We start from the raw sequence: 15,807 nt of genomic DNA, 5'->3' as shown, positions 1-15,807 counted from the left end.
TTCGGTAAAGCAGTTCCTTTCATTATTTCGCAATTCGGCGCTCCAGAATAAAAGGACCAAAAGGAATGAAGGCAGCCAGGAAAGCCCCCAAAACTCGCCAAATCGACCAGCGATGCATTAATGTGACCCAAGCAATGGAGATCAGATAGAGCACAAAGAGAAACCCATGTGCCATCCCCACAAACTTAACGGCCTGCGGAAGGTCGAGTGCGTATTTGAGCGGCATAGCAATGCCTAATAAGATCAGAAAGGAAATTCCTTCAGCCCTCCCAACATAGCGTAGGGTGTTTAGTGATTGTTTTAGCAATATGTACAGCTCCTTTAGAGATAAGATTTGTAGAGTCTCATCTATTTTAACCTAGAAATGTGTAGGGAGTATGAACAAAACGTTTCAATTGGACACAACCTAGTTTTTTTAGTAGGATAATAGGAATAGCTGAATAATAGCTTCATAGAGGTAGGGGGAAAATCAGATGCTTCGACTTGGTGAAAGAGTCATCGTCATAGGGGATAGTTTGGAACAAAACCTGCCGATTGGCGGATATGGATATATCATTGCTTACGACCGCAATAACGATAATATTTTCGATTACGTCATTCGAGTTCCCAAAGATAATAAACACTATTATGTGCCTGCAATTGATATAGAGTTGGAAGAAGTGCTTCTTCATGAGGAAGCGGCTCGCGTCGAGAAAGAAGCGTTGATTGATTTTGCGCTGGCCACAAAAAATGAAGAGTTGTTCCGAAGAGTCATGAACGGTGAGGCAAGTCCGGAGCCGGACAAAGAACGGGACAAAGAAGTGCAGTCCAGAGAAGAATTTATTAAACAAATCGGCTTGAAAGCCTGGATTTAATACACCATATCGTGAGAAACCCGCTAAATCGGCGGGTTTTTTCTTTTGAGGTTGTTGATAAAATCGGTAAATGGTGGTACATTAATATCCGAACACAAAACTATTTTAGTATTTTAGTTCTGAGGTGAGCGTATGGATGCCAAAAAACAATTAATTATGGAATCTGCCAAGAAATCTTTTTCCCATTTCGGGTACAAAGGCACGACGATGGATCAGATCGCCAAAATTGCCGGTGTAGGCAAGGCGACGATTTATACGTTTTTTGCCAATAAAGAGGAGCTGCTGCACGACATTATTCAGTCGTTGATCACTGAAATGAAAACAGTCGCCGAGAAAGCGATCACGGAAGGGGCAACGCCCTTCAAGAAGATTCACGGAGCTTTGTATGAGATTCTCGTTTTCCGCAAAGAGCATGAGCTGCTCATTCAACTATCCCACGAGGTGCAGCAATTTGGCAGCCCGGTTACGATCGAAGCGATGGCCAGCATTGAGACGGAGGTCGTTCAGTTTATCTCTGAACACATTGAACGCGCGATACATAATGGCACAATGAAAAATTGTGAGCCGAAAATGACGGCTTTTATCCTATTTAAGCTGTATGTTGCTTTAGTGTTCGATTGGGAAAAGCAGAATGAGCCTCTGACCGATGAGCGGATTCTAAAGCTTTTGCAGATCTACTTTGGCAATTTCATTAATGATTAATTTTTTATTTTAGTATTTTGTGGAGGGATTTTTTTATGCGTTTTATTCGACCAATGGTTTATTCCGTAATGGCGGTTGTTATCGGCACAAGTGCTTTTCTGCTAACGGCGAAATCGGCTAGGAGTCAAACGGATGCTGTGAATCAAGTACATCCTACAGCTTATATAGAAACAAACGAAGTGAGCGCCAGTTTTAAAGTAGGCGGCAGAATCACTGAGGTCCTTGTGAAGGAAGGGGAAGCGGTGAAAAAAGGGCAGGTGCTCGCTCGGCTGCAAAGCGCCGAGATTGAGGCGAAGGTCGCGCAGGCCAAAGCGGCCGTCGCGCTGGCGCAAGGCAAAATCGCTGAGGCGCAAGGCGCAACGGCTACCGCGGTAGCGAAGAAGCAGCAGGGCATCGCGGGCGTGAACGTAACGGCGGACACGGCTGAGCAGCAGGTTGCGCAAGCTCAGGCTGCGGTTAACGCTGCGCAAGCGAAAGTGGATGCGCTGAAGAACGGCGCGCGCCCTGAGGAGAAGAAGCAGGCGGAGATTCAATTTCAAGCGGCTTCGGAAGTGTACACGATTGCCGAGCAGAATTTGAATCGGATGACTGCGATGCTGGAGCAAGGGCTTGTCTCGCAAGCGGACGAAGACAAAGTGAAGGTCAGCTTCGAGGAAGCGAAAACCAAGCGAGATCTGGCGCAGCAGCAGCTGAACATGGCGAACCAAGGCCCGCGGGAGGAAGAGATTCGCGGAGCGGAAGCTTTGCTGGAGCAAGCCAACGCGTCCTTGAAACTGGCTGAAGCTAACCGCGGAACGGTGCAGGTGCGACAAGGCGATGTCGCAGCGGCAGAAGCCGCCGTGCAGCAAGCGCAAGGCGCGGTCAAATCCGCGCAGTCCGGCGAGCAGCAAGCTCAAGCCGCGCAGCTGGAAGCCGAGACCTATTTGAGCTATACCGAGCTGCTTGCCCCGACGGATGGGGTGGTCTTGTATCAGTCCGCGCAAGTTGGCGAGATTGTGGGTTCGGGCTTCCCTGTTTTTTCGATGGAGTCTACGGAGCAGCGCTGGACTAAGTTTTACTTGCCGGAGACGGCAATTGCAGGACTCAAAGCGGGGAACAAAATCAGCATGACCATGTTATCGACGGGCGAGAATGTCGTAGGTACCGTTATATCTGTGGCGGCAGCACCTGATTTTGCCATCAAGAAAGCTACGCAGACCTCAGGTGAAACGGATATCCGCTCCTTTGGGATCAAAATCGAGCTGAGTACCCTGCCGGACACAGCCACAACCGGCATGACCTTGCAGTGGAATGGTAAAACGGAAGGATGATGAAAGAGATGGATCTTCGGATTGGCAAGCTGATAACGGAAGAGTGGATGCACATTCTGAAGGACCGGCGTCTTTTTCTGATCTTGTTCTTTGTTCCGGTCATGTATACCGTGCTTTTCGGATCGATTTATGTCCATCACAAAGTCACGGAAATGGCGACAGTCGTTATCGATGAAGACCAAAGTCCACTCAGCCGTCAGGTCATTCAAGCTTTTGAGCAGAGTGAATCGTTTGAGATTACGAAGGAATATCACTCGGAAGAAGACGTCAAGCGTGCGCTCGAGACGGGGGAAGCGAAAGTAGGATTAGTTATTCCTTCGAATTTTGAGGCGAAGCTGAAACATGGCGAAACGCTGCCTATCCTCACGCTAATCGATGGCAGCAACATGATGATTTCGAATTCGGCGACCAAAGGCGCGAACGAAGTGATCACAACATTCAGCATGGGATACTCCCAGAAAAAACTGCAGATGCAGCAAGGACTCCAAAACGAGCAGGTCATGAACACTCTATCACCGATTCCTTACCGATATCGGATTATGTATAACTCAACATTTAACTATAGCGATTTTATGCTCTACGGTCTTGTCGGGGCTATTTTGCAGCAAGTGTTATTTCTCGGTATTGCCCTAACGATTACCAGAGAGAAAGATGCGGGGACATGGCAGCGTTTTGAGGCTTGGAAAAGAAATCCATGGCGCATCGCGTATGCGAAGACAGCTCCGTATTTCTTAATTAATCTTTTTAATACATCCGTTACCTTCGTTATTGCTTTGTACGCTTTTGGCGCTCCAATGGGCGGAAGCTTGCTTGTAGGTTTGGCCATTATTCTTAGTTTTACCTTTGCAGTCAGCGGGATCGGCTATCTCATCAGTTTGTTTTCCGGCAATCAACTCGGGGCTACACAAACGGCGATGCTTATTGCTGTGCCATCCTTTATGCTTTCAGGCTTCACGTGGCCGTTCGAAGCCATGCCGAAAGCTTTGCAGGTATTTGGGCACATGCTGCCGCTCACGTATTTCTTGGACGGCGTGCGCAACGTATTCGTGAAGGGGAACGATTTCTCCGTTATTTCGCATGATTGCGTTGCGCTTATCCTAACCGGAGCTTTGACCTATTTCATTGCCATGCTGTTAACGCGATTTGTTGTATTTTCCAAGAAGAAAACATCCGTTCATCAACCTGCGCTGCCGCCTAGCTCCAAACTCACTGCTTAACTACCCAAGGAAGGAAGCGATTTTTTTGAAAAAAACGCTCATAAGTCTCTCCGCAGCTCTGTTACTTCTTTCCAGTTCTGCTTATGTTTACGCGGATTCACTACTAGATCCTGATCAACATGTTTACGTGAATGAGGACGTTCTCGAGACCGTATCCTCTATTAATTTGGACTTTGTATTGGATAAAGCACTGAAAGATTCCCATAACCTCTCCCTGCTAGCGCTAAAATATGCCGCCCAAGGCAGCAAAAAGTCCGATCTTGAGCAGCAAATGGATAACATGAGCTCTGCGTCATTTGCGCCAGGGCACTTGCCTAGCACACCTGAGGAGGTTACCAATACGGGAAATCCGCTGCTGCCGAATCTCACGGAACCTACCGATATTGCTTGGACTGTGATGCAAAATAACGCGATGAACCAAATGATACAGGGCATGGGCGCTCTAGCCGGCGGTATGAACACGATCATTGCCGCTCAACGTGCGCAAATGAGTACGGCTGCGCATCAGTTGGGAACGGATCAGCGCAACTCGCTGCTTCAAACCGATGAAGCCAAAGCCGGTATTCGCCTGCAGACCATCGCGCAATACGTGCAGCTGCTTGGCCAAAAGAAACAGCTCGCTTTCATGAACGAATATGAAGGTGTGATGGAGAAAGAGCTGCTGCGCGCAACGCTTCTCTCACAGCAAGGTTTGGCCTCCTCGGAGGATGTGCTGACAGCACAGAAAGCCATTAATAAACAGAAGGACGATACTACTATCTTGTTGAACAATTATCGTCTGGGCCTTGTGCAGCTTTCGACGGACATTGGAATTTCCTATGATCCAAATTTAATCCTCCAGGACATCGATCCTATTTCGGTTCAGCCTATTGCAGAAACGGATACGTTGACTTTATTGAAATCTTCTTATCAAATGAAATCTTCCGGCAATAACATCGATGAAGCTGTGTGGGAAACGGATCATACGGTGACCCAGAACACTTACGGTGAAACGTATTTAGGCGTCAATGTGGCGATCAACGGTCAGAAGAATGAGCAAATGCAACTCGACCTGACCAAAAAAATTCAATCTACGTATAACGATGCCAAAAATGCGTATACCGCAGTCCTTACCGAGCAGAGGAATCTGACTGACGTTCAAGCGGATATGAAAAAAATGAAATTCCGCTATGAGGCAGGCGTCATCTCCAAGCATGATTTGAACAAGTTTCAGATAAAAGTAGATCAAAATGAAACTACATTGGCTGCAGCCAAACTGAAGTATTATGTACTAAATGAAAAAGCAAAGGCCATGGACACAGGATTCATTCAATAAATCATCTAGCCCAAACTAACCACAACTCCTTAATCGCAGCGGCTCTTCGGAACCTCATCTGCAAAGGGGCTGTGGTTTTTTCTGGATTGAGTTCACAAATTATCTGGGATATAATGAAAAGAATGACTAAATGCTGATTCAAAGGGGTGTAGAGAACTTGAGCATTACCAGAAAAGATGTCGATCATGTCGCGAAGTTGGCTAGACTCGATCTAAGCGAGAATGAGAAAGAATTATTTACCGGACAGCTTAATGCCATTTTAAAATATGCGGAGCAGTTGAACGGGTTGAATACCGAAGGTATAGCTCCTACGAGCCACGCTATGCCGTTAGTGAATGTGATGCGGGAAGACGTCGTTACGCCGTCGCTGCCGATTGAGAAAGTTATGGCGAACGCTCCCGATCAAGAAGACGGGCAATTTAAAGTTCCAGCTGTTTTAGAATAGAGAACCATATGAAAGGGAGTGCCTGTCGTTGTCTTTGTTTGATCTAAACCTACAACAAATTCACGCGAAGCTTCAAGGCAAAGAGATTACCGTTGCCGATCTCGTGGATCAATCCTATACAAGAATTGGGCAAGTGGAAAGCAAAGTTCGCGCTTTCCTTACATTGGATGAAGAGAACGCAAGACAAGCTGCGGTCAAATTGGACGAGCAGCTGACGAGCGGTCAAGCGCGTGGCGATTTATTCGGTCTTCCCATCGGGATCAAAGATAATATGGTCACCGAAGGTCTAAGAACGACTTGTGCTAGTAAGTTCTTGTCGAACTACAATCCGATCTATGATGCGACCGTTGTCAGCAAGCTGAAAGAGGCGCAGACGGTTACCATCGGCAAGCTTAACATGGATGAGTTCGCGATGGGTGGTTCCAACGAGAACTCCGCCTACCACCCAACCCACAATCCGTGGAACACGGATTATGTGCCAGGGGGTTCCAGCGGTGGTTCTGCCGCTGCCGTAGCTGCTGGCGAGGTATACTTCTCGCTGGGCTCCGACACCGGCGGCTCGATTCGCCAGCCGGCTGCTTACTGCGGTATCGTCGGGCTGAAGCCGACTTACGGCCTTGTGTCCCGTTATGGTCTTGTCGCGTTCGCGTCTTCGCTCGACCAGATCGGGCCGCTGACGAAGAACGTCGAAGACTCCGCCTACCTGCTGCAAGCTATTGCAGGTTATGATGCGAAGGATTCCACATCTGCGAAAGTGGACATCCCTGACTACCTCAGCGCACTGACCGGAGATGTCAAAGGTCTGCGCATCGGCGTGCCGAAAGAATACATGGGCAACGGGATTGACCCTGCGGTGAAAGAGAAAGTCCTAGAAGCGCTTAAAGTGCTTGAAGGCTTAGGAGCCGTATGGGAAGAAGTGTCCCTGCCGCATTCCGAATACGCGGTTGCGACCTACTATCTTCTGGCTTCTTCCGAAGCTTCGTCGAATCTTGCGCGTTTTGACGGGATTCGTTACGGCGTCCGTTCCGACAACGCCAACAATCTGCTTGACTTGTATCATCTCTCCCGCAGCGAAGGGTTTGGCCCAGAGGTCAAACGCCGGATCATGCTTGGAACTTATGCTTTAAGTTCTGGTTACTATGATGCTTACTATTTGAAAGCACAACAAGTTCGCACATTGATCAAACAAGATTTTGATCAAGTGTTTGAGAAATACGATATCATCATCGGGCCGACGGCGCCGACGCCTGCTTTCAAGATTGGCGAGCAAAGCAACGATCCGCTCACGATGTATCTGAACGATATCATGACCATTCCGGTCAGCTTGGCGGGTATTCCTGCGATTAGCGTACCTTGCGGATTCGTGAATGAACTTCCGGTTGGCCTTCAAGTCATCGGCAAAGCGCTGGATGAAGCTACCCTATTGCGTGTAGCTCACGCTTTTGAGCAGCATACAGATCACCACAAGCAGCGCCCGCAATTGTAGGTTCATAGTTCATGAGTAACGAAGGAGGCATTTATTTTGTCGGCAACAGATACCCAATATGAAACGGTCGTTGGTCTTGAGGTTCACGTAGAGCTTCATACCGCATCCAAAATATTTTGCGGTTGTGCAACCTCATTCGGTGCACCTCCGAATACGAATACATGTCCCGTTTGTTTGGGACACCCGGGCGTATTGCCCGTACTGAACCGCCAAGCGGTAGAATATGCCATGAAAGCGGCAATGGCGCTGAACTGCACCATTTCGACACACAGCAAATTTGACCGTAAAAACTATTTTTACCCGGATTCTCCCGATGCGTACCAAACCTCGCAATACGATCAGCCGGTCGGTTTGAACGGTTGGGTCGATATTGAAGTGAATGGCGAAACCAAACGCATTGGCGTGACACGCGTGCATTTGGAGGAAGATGCGGGCAAGCTGACGCACGTGGATGGCGGATATGCCTCGCTCGTTGACTTGAACCGTGCCGGAACGCCGCTCATCGAGATCGTTTCGGAGCCTGATCTGCGCTCACCGGAGGAAGCTCGCGCTTACCTTGAGAAGCTAAGAGCCATCATGATCTACTGCGACGTATCCGACGTGAAAATGGAAGAAGGCTCGATGCGCTGCGATGCGAACATCTCCTTGCGTCCATTCGGCCAAGAGAAGTTCGGCACGAGAGCCGAATTGAAGAACATGAACTCGTTCCGTGGCGTCCTGAAAGGACTGGAGTACGAGGAATATCGCCAAGCGGACATTCTCCGCAGCGGCGGAGAAGTCGAGCAGGAAACGCGTCGCTGGGACGACGGGCAAGGCAAGACGCTTTCGATGCGCGGTAAAGAAGATGCGCACGACTACCGTTACTTCCCGGATCCGGATCTCGTGAGCCTGTATATTGACGATGCTTGGAAAGAAGCCGTCAAAGCTACGATCCCTGAGCTGCCAGATGCTCGCAAAGCTAGATACAGCAGCCAGTTTGGCTTGCCGAACTACGATGCGGAAGTCATCACGTCTTCTATGAAGCTGGCTAACTTCTTTGAGGAGAGCCTTAACTATACGCAGGATGCCAAAGCAGTTTCGAACTGGATTATGGGCGATCTGCTCGGGTATTTGAATGCGAACAATCTTGAACTTGCGGATGTCAAAGTGACGGGCAAGGGTCTAGGTGAAATGATCGGCCTGATCGAAAAAGGGACCATTTCCAACAAGATCGCCAAAACGGTCTTTAAAGAAATGATCGAATCTGGTAAAGAACCACAGAAAATTGTGGAAGAGCAAGGACTCGTTCAAATCAGTGACGAAGGCGCGATTAAAGCTGTTGTCGAGCAGGTTGTAAACAATAGCCCGCAATCGGTTGCCGATTTCAAAGCGGGTAAAGAGAAAGCCGTCGGTTTCTTGGTCGGCCAAGTTATGAAAGAAACCAAAGGCAAAGCAAATCCAGGACTGGTTAACAAATTAATTCTGGAGTGCCTGAACAGCAAATGATACAGTAAAGTGGTGATCCTTATGGACACCACTTTTTTATTTGAAGGAGGCTTCCGCATGTCTATTGAATCTCTTCCACTGCATACGAATGAGGAAATCCTGCATCTGTTAGCGCTTCAAATCGCCTCCTATCGCGTTGAAGCTGAGTTGATTGGCTTTGAAGACATTCCTCCGCTTAAAGATGGCATTCAGTCTATACGCGAGGCTGAGGAGACGTTCTATGGCTATTACGTGCAGGAAGAGAACGAACGTAAGTTGGTTGGCGCGATTTCCTACTCCCGGGAAGGTTGTGTTGTCACGATCTGCCGGATGATGGTTCATCCTCATTTTTTTAGGCGCGGTATTGCTAGAGCGCTTTTGGAACATATACTACAGAAACAAGAAAATAATGGTGTGCAGCTTTTTATTGTATCTACGGGTACGGCCAACCTGCCGGCTACCCAGCTTTATCAAAGCTTTGGTTTTATAGTGAAGCGGGTATTCACAGTTCCTCCGGGCGTGTCACTAACGACCTTTGAGCGACCAGGGCTCATCAGGGAAAAATAGGGAGGCGATCACATCGTGAGCAATCCATGGGTTATTGATCAAGTTCATATCACCATACGGTTAGTCTTGGCGCTATTTCTTGGCGGCTTAATCGGCTTTGAGCGGGAGGTTAGCTCCCATGCTGCAGGGCTTCGCACGCATATTTTGGTCTGTGTAGGCTCCGCTCTAGTCATGCTGCTCTCCATGTATGGCTTCAGCGCTTTTGTGAACGAGGTGAACGTTCGCTTGGATCCGTCGCGTTTGGCGGCGCAGGTCATCAGCGGCATCGGGTTCTTAGGAGCTGGTACGATTATTTTTAACGGAAGGTCCATTACGGGGCTTACGACGGCGGCCTCCCTCTGGGTAGTGGCTGGGATTGGCCTTGCTGTAGGGGCGGGCTTTTACTATCCAGCCGTCTTGGCTTGCTTTATGGTACTAATATCCTTATGGATATTGAACAAAGTAGAGCAGAAATTTTTTAACGGAAAAAAAGTCCGTATTCTCAAAATTCAAGCCATTGATCAACCAGGGACACTCGGCGTGATTACTACCCTTTTAGGGAAACAGAAAGTCGATATTCGCAAAATTACATTGGAAGAACAAGAGAATGAGGACAAGCCAAATCAGGTTCAAATAACGTTTCATGTTACAATACCTAAGCCGTCTATTATCGTCTCCGTACTTGAAGGAATCAATCAAATAGAAGGCGTCAGCGGCGTAACGATGGAAAAAGGAAAAAGTTGAAGGGGTTCTCCCGCAGAGAGCGTCTAAGGTTATAAGACGAGTTACGGAAGGGGGAGGCAAGGCATGGACAATTTGACGGATGAGCAGCTGATCGACCGGGTCCGTCAAGGTCATTCCGATGCTTATCGTGTGCTGGTAGAACGACACAAAAGTTATATTTACACACTTGTATACCGCATGGTTGGACATAAGGAAACTGCCGAGGACTTGACCCAGGACGTATTCGTCAAGCTGTTTCGAACCTTATCGCATTTTCGCGGAGAGTCGAAGTTTACGACTTGGCTCTATCGCATGACGACTAATATCGTAACCGATTATCGGCGTTCACAGAAGCGTAAGCCCTATGAAGCTTTGCTTGATAAAATGAAGGGTTGGTTCTCGGATAGCAAGGAACAACCGGAAGAAAGGGCTCTGCTCAAGGATGAGCAGGAGCAGATGCAAGGGCTGTTGTCCGAACTTCCGGACAAGTACAGGCTTATTATGTATCTGTATCATTATAAGCAGCTTTCTTACCAGGAGATGTCCGAGGCGACCGGCCTACCTGTCAAAACGCTCGAAACGAGATTATACCGGGGAAAAGCGATGCTCAAAGAAAAATGGTTGGAGGTGAATCCGCATGAATCCCAAGCAACAAGAAGACATCCGGCTCACGCAGTACCTAAATAAGTTGTTAGATGAAATGCCGCTTAACGAACCCAGTCCCTTGTTGACGGATCGCATCATGCGTGCTGTCCAAGCTGACGAGATCACGGTGCCGCAATCCAATTGGCAGGTATACCGGCGAAAAGCATGGGTCAACGGTCTCGTTGCAACCGCAGCAACCATTCTCCTGTTCCAGCTCGGAATTATTCATAAAATCATGAACATCGACGTAGGCATTATTCAAATTACTTCGTATATCCAACATTTATCTGAGTTATTATGACCAGAAGAACGGAGGCCTTTTACATGGCTATACCCAAAGACAGCTCGCATATTCCCCCGTATTCAACCGACTCCTCTTATCCCAACTATGCGCCTTACTATCCGATTCCCAGGAAGCGCAAATGGGTTGCAGGTGTGTTATCTTCTATCTTCCCAGGTACTGGGCATTTCTACTTAGGTTTCATGCAGCGCGGCGTATTCCTGATGATGCTGCTGATCCTTGATATTTTTATCATTACATCGTTAGCTTCTCAGCATAATACAAGCGTTCCCGCCGTTACCCTTTTTGCCTTGTTCATCCCTGTAATCTACTTCTACAATCTTTTTGATGCGCTTCAAATTACGGATTATGTGAACCGGCGCAATGAGCTTGGCGAGTTTGCAGGGTCCTATGACCATGAGTTTCAAGATCCTTTACAGAAGCTGATTAAAGGCACTAACATGGGCGTACTGCTTGTCGTTGTCGGCGTACTCTTTTTCCTTCTCAGCAATAAGCCGCGGTGGGTTACGGGACTCTTCGATTTCATGGGCTCTTATGTAGGTTCAATTGTCCTCGTTCTTGGAGGTTTAGCTCTGTATGTGATTGATTCCCGGAAAAATAAGCACTGACAAGTTGGCAAAACCGCATAACCATCATTGACAAAAGGGAATGACCACACGTACAATATTATGTAAGGTTTTATTGACTAACAGCGGGTGGTGTGTAACATGGCAGCACAATTAGAACAAGCATTAGCTAAATTGAAAACAACAGGTGTTCGAATGACGCCTCAGCGTCATGCGATTTTATCCTATTTGCTGGACTCCATGACGCATCCGACAGCAGATGATATTTATAAGTCCTTAGAATCCAAATTTCCTAACATGAGCGTAGCGACTGTTTACAATAATCTTAAAGTTTTTATTGAATCGGGACTCGTTCGGGAACTGACTTATGGAGATAGCTCGAGTCGCTTTGATGCGGATATGACAGACCATTACCATGCGGTTTGCGAAGTTTGCGGCAAGATTGCAGACTTTGAATACCCGCCTCTTCATGATATTGAGACAACTGCTGCCGGGCAAACAGGCTTTCAGGTTGGCGGCTACCGGTTAGAGGTTTATGGCGTCTGCCCAGATTGCACAGGGGTTACTAAGCATTAACTTTCGCAGAATTCCTCATTACCTGTTCCTATGTTGTATAATGAAACGTGATCATACCTTCTTGTTGATGGAGAGGGTAAGAGAGCGTTTTTTTCTTTTTATATCGCAAATAAGGAAGTGAAATCTTGCAGCAGCGCAGAAGATCGTCGAAGAAAATCCTACTGATCAGTTCACTTATTATCGGGATGTTCGCCGCGGGTGCGGCTTCATTTCTCTGGGAGCAGTTCGCTCCGAATCGTACGAAAGTCGAAACTGAATATCACGAATTAAGCAAGCCGATCTTTTATCAAGGGAATTATTATAAGTTAAGCGCGATTGGTGAAAAAGAGGGGCTGAAACTTCCGCTGGAGCTCATTCAAGAGTGGATCGACCCTTCTATTCTATATGAAAAAAGCAGCGATTCCGTGATTATCACAACCAAAGATAAAGTACTGCGTTTGAAGACAACGGAACTTTCAGCGTTGATGAACGAGAAACCGATCACATTGTCTTTTCCCGTAGAGAAGAAAGGGAGCGACATCTATGTGCCGATAGAGCCGCTGCGCCAATTGTACCCTTTTGAGATCAGAGAGTCAGATCAGACGGGCGCCGTACTTTTATTTAAAAAAGGCGAAACCCTCAAATGGGGAAAGCGCACGGCCGCTGAAGCCGCACAGCTGCGCACTTTTGCCTCGATTAAAGCGCCTATCGTATCAAGTATCGCCGGAGGAGAGCAGGTCATACTGCTCGGGGAAGAGGAAGAATGGTATCGCGTTCAGCAAGCAAGTGGGCCGATTGGATATGTGCGTAAAACGGACATTCAGATTGATCATGATGAAACCATTCCCGTTCAGGAGGATACATCGTCCTACGTGCCCTGGAAGCCGCCTGCGGGTAAGTTAAACCTGACATGGGAACATGTCATTAGCAAAAATCCCGATACAACCAAGATAGGCGATATGCCTGGTCTGCAGGTTGTTAGTCCGACTTGGTTCTCGATATCGGATGGCGAAGGGCGCTTGAAGAACCTGGCTGATGCGTCTTACGTCAAATGGGCGCAAACTCGAAATTATCAGGTTTGGGCGCTATTCAGCAACGGCTTTGATCCTGATGTGACGAATAAAGCCCTATCGACCTACGATAGCCGTATGAAAATCATTAAACAATTGCTTGGCTTTGCGCAAACGTACAAACTGCAGGGCTTCAACATTGATTTCGAAAATGTATATCTCAAAGATAAAGAAAACCTCGTCCAATTTGTCCGTGAAATGACTCCTTTTATGCATGAACAAGGTTTGGCTGTGTCCATTGATGTGACGCCCAAATCAACCAATGAGATGTGGTCGATGTTTTACGACCGGACTGCGCTCGCAGAAGTGGTTGATTATATGATGGTGATGGCCTATGACGAGTATTGGGCGACCAGTCCCAAATCCGGTTCCGTATCCTCTTTGCCTTGGACGGAAAGCTCCGTAAAGCAGATACTCAATGTGGATAAGGTTCCACCTTCTAAATTGGTCTTAGGCGTGCCTTTTTATACACGTCAATGGACGGAAGAAATGAAAAATGGCAAGTTAACGGCCACTTCCAAAACATTAACCATGGAAGCTGCCGCAGCTATTATAAAAGATAAAAAACTAACACCGACCTATTTGCCGGATACTGGCCAGAATTATGTGGAGTACAAAGAGGGCGAGAAGCTCATTCGCATCTGGTTGGAAGATGAAACCTCGATGAAGGCACGGCTTGATCTCGTCAAGAAGTATGATCTGGCTGGAGTGGCCACGTGGAGAAGAGGCTTTGAGCAGTCACCGATGTGGAAAGTCATCCAGGATGGTTTGGTTCCAACAGCACCATAAAAAAAGCCGATCCCCACTACAAGGGATCGGCTTTTTGCTATTTCTGAGCATCAATGAGGCTTGTGCTCATGATCTCTGTTTGGCTCTAGCGGGATTGCTTGCGCTGCCGCAGTTTCATTCTCAGCAGTAGACTGGTACTGAGGATCAACGGTTAGGATTGTTTTACAGAACATGCAGCGGTCTGTTTTTCCTAGCATTTTAGTTCTTCTTCCACACTCCGGACAATCAAGTGCAATTGCCGAAGTAGAGAGCATGCCGGCCCAGAAGTAAATCCCCATACTCACCAGCATGGAGACCATCCCGATGATCATGAAGATGACAGCAACTATTCGGCCTGCTTTTCCCCAGTCAAAGACGACACCCGCTAATCCTATAATCATTAGCAGCATGCCGCCCATTGTTAAAGCAAGACCCCACAAGCGAAATTCATTAACTTTACTTGATCTGAAACGCACGTGTTGTTCCCCCCATAATTTAGCTATCAGTTTTGTATGATTTGTCACAGAATTCAGCAGGAAACTCCTCTTGTATTGTAGAAATAAGATATAAACAATTGGAGACAGGAGCTTTGGACACCCATGGGAATTGATAAAGAGCAGTTTTTGCTTAAGTTCCGAAATGACAGTCGGATCATTAGTGTCATGGCGGTTGATAATCCTAAGCAACTTCCCTCACTTACAGATGGCTTTGATATACTTCTGCTTATCGTAACGAACGACCTGAGCCTGAACAATCATACTACTAATTATATAAGAGACGATTCTCGGATACAAGAAAGGTGGGTAGATCCCTCCTCCATTGAACAATGGGTACGCCAAGGCCACAACCGAAATATCCTTCATTGGCTGCTAAAAGGGGAGATACTTCTGGATCAGAATACGTATTTAGAAGGACTGCGCCATCGCATACTTGAATTTCCGGCTGACCTGCGTGAACATAAACTGCTTGTCGAGTTCTCTCTTTTTCTGCGTAAATATCTTCAGAGCAAGGAATATATCCTAGATGAGCACTTGCTTGATGCTTATAATAATATTTTGGAAGCTCTACATCATTGGGCTCGTATTGTCATCATTGAGGATGGCTATCACCCGGAAATTACGGTATGGAGGCAGATTCGTGCAATAAATCCAGGGGTGTACAAGCTTTATGAGGAATTGACAATGAGCAAAGAGACATTGAAGCAGCGGGTTCAGCTCGTTTTGCTGGCTTGTGAATTTTCGGTTATGTCAAAAATGGAGAGATGCTGCGAGGCGTTTATCCAAATCCTCAGAGAAAATGATAAGGCGTTCAGTTCAGATGAACTTCAACAGCATGGTCAATTAATTGAAATTAAAACAGAACTTCCTTTACTGCTGAATAAGCTCGTCAAAAAAGGTTTGATCAAAGAAGTTGCTGTTCTCATCGATGAAGAAACTTCAGAGATTGAGCTGCGATATACGAGCGTATAATCGGTAAAATCCAAGGAGAATCAGATGTTTATCTGGTTCTTTTTTTGTTTTTAATTTATTGCTTGACTTTAAATGTGTTTCTATGATAAATTAACTCTCGCCGCTAAAAACGGCTCACACGAAAAGCTAAAGTGGTACAAGGTTGCAAGCAAAGCAAGAAAAAAGAAAAATAAAAAAAGCTTGCATCGAATAGCCCAGATGTGATATATTATAAAAGTCGCCGCTAAACGGACGACGAAGAAAAAGAAAGAAATTGATCTTTGAAAACTGAACAACGAGTGAGTAAGCACAGTCGAGTAATCGACTATAAAAGAGATTGTAAAATCTCGCTAGCAAGTCAATTGAGCTATTCAGCTTTTCTATTATGGAGA

Annotated in this window: 18 protein-coding genes; 16 read left to right on the top strand and 2 right to left on the bottom strand. The window is 46.9% G+C overall.

The genetic code is table 11. The features are described from left to right. Positions 1–22 precede the first annotated feature (22 nt). Positions 23–307 (bottom strand): DUF3817 domain-containing protein, encoded by a 285-nt coding sequence (locus GON05_RS28050; protein ID WP_157323862.1) that lies wholly within the window; start codon positions 305–307, stop codon positions 23–25. Positions 308–473: 166 nt separating this feature from the next. Between GON05_RS28050 and GON05_RS28045 the strand changes: the two genes are divergently transcribed. The 15 genes from GON05_RS28045 (at position 474) to GON05_RS27975 (ending at position 13,988) form a co-directional block, all read left to right on the top strand. After that, complete coding sequence (locus tag GON05_RS28045) at positions 474–854, top strand: ATPase (protein WP_157323860.1); 381 nt, start codon at positions 474–476, stop codon at positions 852–854. 132 nt (positions 855–986) lie between these two features. Beyond that, positions 987–1,556: a TetR/AcrR family transcriptional regulator gene (locus tag GON05_RS28040; RefSeq protein WP_157323858.1), complete on the top strand. Its 570-nt coding sequence runs from the start codon at positions 987–989 to the stop codon at positions 1,554–1,556. A 35-nt stretch (positions 1,557–1,591) separates the two neighbouring features. Beyond that, a complete protein-coding gene (locus GON05_RS28035; RefSeq protein ID WP_157323856.1) occupies positions 1,592–2,866 on the top strand; it encodes an HlyD family secretion protein in 1,275 nt (424 codons plus the stop codon). Between the two features lie 8 nt (positions 2,867–2,874). Further along, positions 2,875–4,083 (top strand): ABC transporter permease, encoded by a 1,209-nt coding sequence (locus GON05_RS28030; RefSeq protein ID WP_246239526.1) that lies wholly within the window; start codon positions 2,875–2,877, stop codon positions 4,081–4,083. Positions 4,084–4,108: 25 nt separating this feature from the next. Then, complete coding sequence (locus GON05_RS28025) at positions 4,109–5,398, top strand: TolC family protein (protein WP_157323854.1); 1,290 nt, start codon at positions 4,109–4,111, stop codon at positions 5,396–5,398. Between the two features lie 157 nt (positions 5,399–5,555). Beyond that, positions 5,556–5,843, top strand: a complete 288-nt coding sequence (gatC, locus tag GON05_RS28020; protein WP_127458260.1) for an Asp-tRNA(Asn)/Glu-tRNA(Gln) amidotransferase subunit GatC — start codon at positions 5,556–5,558, stop codon at positions 5,841–5,843. 28 nt (positions 5,844–5,871) lie between these two features. Then, a complete protein-coding gene (gene gatA / locus GON05_RS28015) occupies positions 5,872–7,329 on the top strand; it encodes an Asp-tRNA(Asn)/Glu-tRNA(Gln) amidotransferase subunit GatA (protein WP_157323852.1) in 1,458 nt (485 codons plus the stop codon). Positions 7,330–7,362: 33 nt separating this feature from the next. Then, positions 7,363–8,814 carry an Asp-tRNA(Asn)/Glu-tRNA(Gln) amidotransferase subunit GatB gene (gene gatB / locus GON05_RS28010; protein WP_181646594.1) on the top strand — a complete coding sequence of 484 codons (1,452 nt, stop codon included), beginning with the start codon at positions 7,363–7,365 and terminating at the stop codon, positions 8,812–8,814. Between the two features lie 57 nt (positions 8,815–8,871). Beyond that, positions 8,872–9,360 carry a GNAT family N-acetyltransferase gene (locus GON05_RS28005; RefSeq protein ID WP_157323848.1) on the top strand — a complete coding sequence of 163 codons (489 nt, stop codon included), beginning with the start codon at positions 8,872–8,874 and terminating at the stop codon, positions 9,358–9,360. Positions 9,361–9,375: 15 nt separating this feature from the next. Then, positions 9,376–10,083, top strand: a complete 708-nt coding sequence (locus GON05_RS28000; protein WP_127458256.1) for an MgtC/SapB family protein — start codon at positions 9,376–9,378, stop codon at positions 10,081–10,083. Positions 10,084–10,146: 63 nt separating this feature from the next. Next, positions 10,147–10,749 carry an RNA polymerase sigma factor gene (locus GON05_RS27995; RefSeq protein ID WP_127458255.1) on the top strand — a complete coding sequence of 201 codons (603 nt, stop codon included), beginning with the start codon at positions 10,147–10,149 and terminating at the stop codon, positions 10,747–10,749. After that, positions 10,700–11,008, top strand: coding sequence for an anti-sigma factor (locus GON05_RS27990; RefSeq protein ID WP_157323846.1), 309 nt, complete (start codon positions 10,700–10,702; stop codon positions 11,006–11,008). The genes GON05_RS27995 and GON05_RS27990 overlap by 50 nt, the downstream gene beginning before the upstream one ends. 23 nt (positions 11,009–11,031) lie before the next feature. Beyond that, the gene (locus GON05_RS27985; RefSeq protein WP_157323844.1) at positions 11,032–11,616 is read left to right on the top strand and encodes a hypothetical protein; all 585 of its coding nucleotides are present in this window, start codon (positions 11,032–11,034) and stop codon (positions 11,614–11,616) included. 99 nt (positions 11,617–11,715) lie between these two features. Then, positions 11,716–12,150: a peroxide-responsive transcriptional repressor PerR gene (gene perR, locus GON05_RS27980; protein WP_127458252.1), complete on the top strand. Its 435-nt coding sequence runs from the start codon at positions 11,716–11,718 to the stop codon at positions 12,148–12,150. A 125-nt stretch (positions 12,151–12,275) separates the two neighbouring features. Further along, positions 12,276–13,988 carry a glycosyl hydrolase family 18 protein gene (locus tag GON05_RS27975; protein WP_246239525.1) on the top strand — a complete coding sequence of 571 codons (1,713 nt, stop codon included), beginning with the start codon at positions 12,276–12,278 and terminating at the stop codon, positions 13,986–13,988. A gap of 50 nt (positions 13,989–14,038) precedes the next feature. Here GON05_RS27975 and GON05_RS27970 read toward each other — a convergent pair whose 3' ends face one another. Further along, the gene (locus tag GON05_RS27970) at positions 14,039–14,443 is read right to left on the bottom strand and encodes a YgzB family protein (RefSeq protein ID WP_127458251.1); all 405 of its coding nucleotides are present in this window, start codon (positions 14,441–14,443) and stop codon (positions 14,039–14,041) included. Positions 14,444–14,566: 123 nt separating this feature from the next. On the opposite strand from GON05_RS27970, the gene GON05_RS27965 reads away from it, so the two are divergent. Further along, positions 14,567–15,436 (top strand): nucleotidyltransferase-like protein, encoded by an 870-nt coding sequence (locus tag GON05_RS27965; RefSeq protein WP_157323842.1) that lies wholly within the window; start codon positions 14,567–14,569, stop codon positions 15,434–15,436. Positions 15,437–15,807 lie beyond the last annotated feature (371 nt).

Source organism: Paenibacillus anseongensis, assembly GCF_009757995.1.
Taxonomy (GTDB): domain Bacteria; phylum Bacillota; class Bacilli; order Paenibacillales; family NBRC-103111; genus Paenibacillus_E; species Paenibacillus_E chondroitinus.
This window is presented reverse-complemented; position numbering and strand designations above follow the sequence as displayed.

Bases quoted from the DNA above. Each gene is read 5' to 3' on its own strand.
- GON05_RS28045 (WP_157323860.1), top strand. From the start codon at position 474: ATGCTTCGACTTGGTGAAAGAGTCATCGTCATAGGGGATAGTTTGGAA.
- GON05_RS28040 (WP_157323858.1), top strand. From the start codon at position 987: ATGGATGCCAAAAAACAATTAATTATGGAATCTGCCAAGAAATCTTTT.
- GON05_RS28035 (WP_157323856.1), top strand. From the start codon at position 1,592: ATGCGTTTTATTCGACCAATGGTTTATTCCGTAATGGCGGTTGTTATC.
- GON05_RS28030 (WP_246239526.1), top strand. From the start codon at position 2,875: ATGGATCTTCGGATTGGCAAGCTGATAACGGAAGAGTGGATGCACATT.
- GON05_RS28005 (WP_157323848.1), top strand. From the start codon at position 8,872: ATGTCTATTGAATCTCTTCCACTGCATACGAATGAGGAAATCCTGCAT.
- GON05_RS27995 (WP_127458255.1), top strand. From the start codon at position 10,147: ATGGACAATTTGACGGATGAGCAGCTGATCGACCGGGTCCGTCAAGGT.
- GON05_RS27990 (WP_157323846.1), top strand. From the start codon at position 10,700: ATGAATCCCAAGCAACAAGAAGACATCCGGCTCACGCAGTACCTAAAT.
- GON05_RS27985 (WP_157323844.1), top strand. From the start codon at position 11,032: ATGGCTATACCCAAAGACAGCTCGCATATTCCCCCGTATTCAACCGAC.
- perR (WP_127458252.1), top strand. From the start codon at position 11,716: ATGGCAGCACAATTAGAACAAGCATTAGCTAAATTGAAAACAACAGGT.
- GON05_RS27965 (WP_157323842.1), top strand. From the start codon at position 14,567: ATGGGAATTGATAAAGAGCAGTTTTTGCTTAAGTTCCGAAATGACAGT.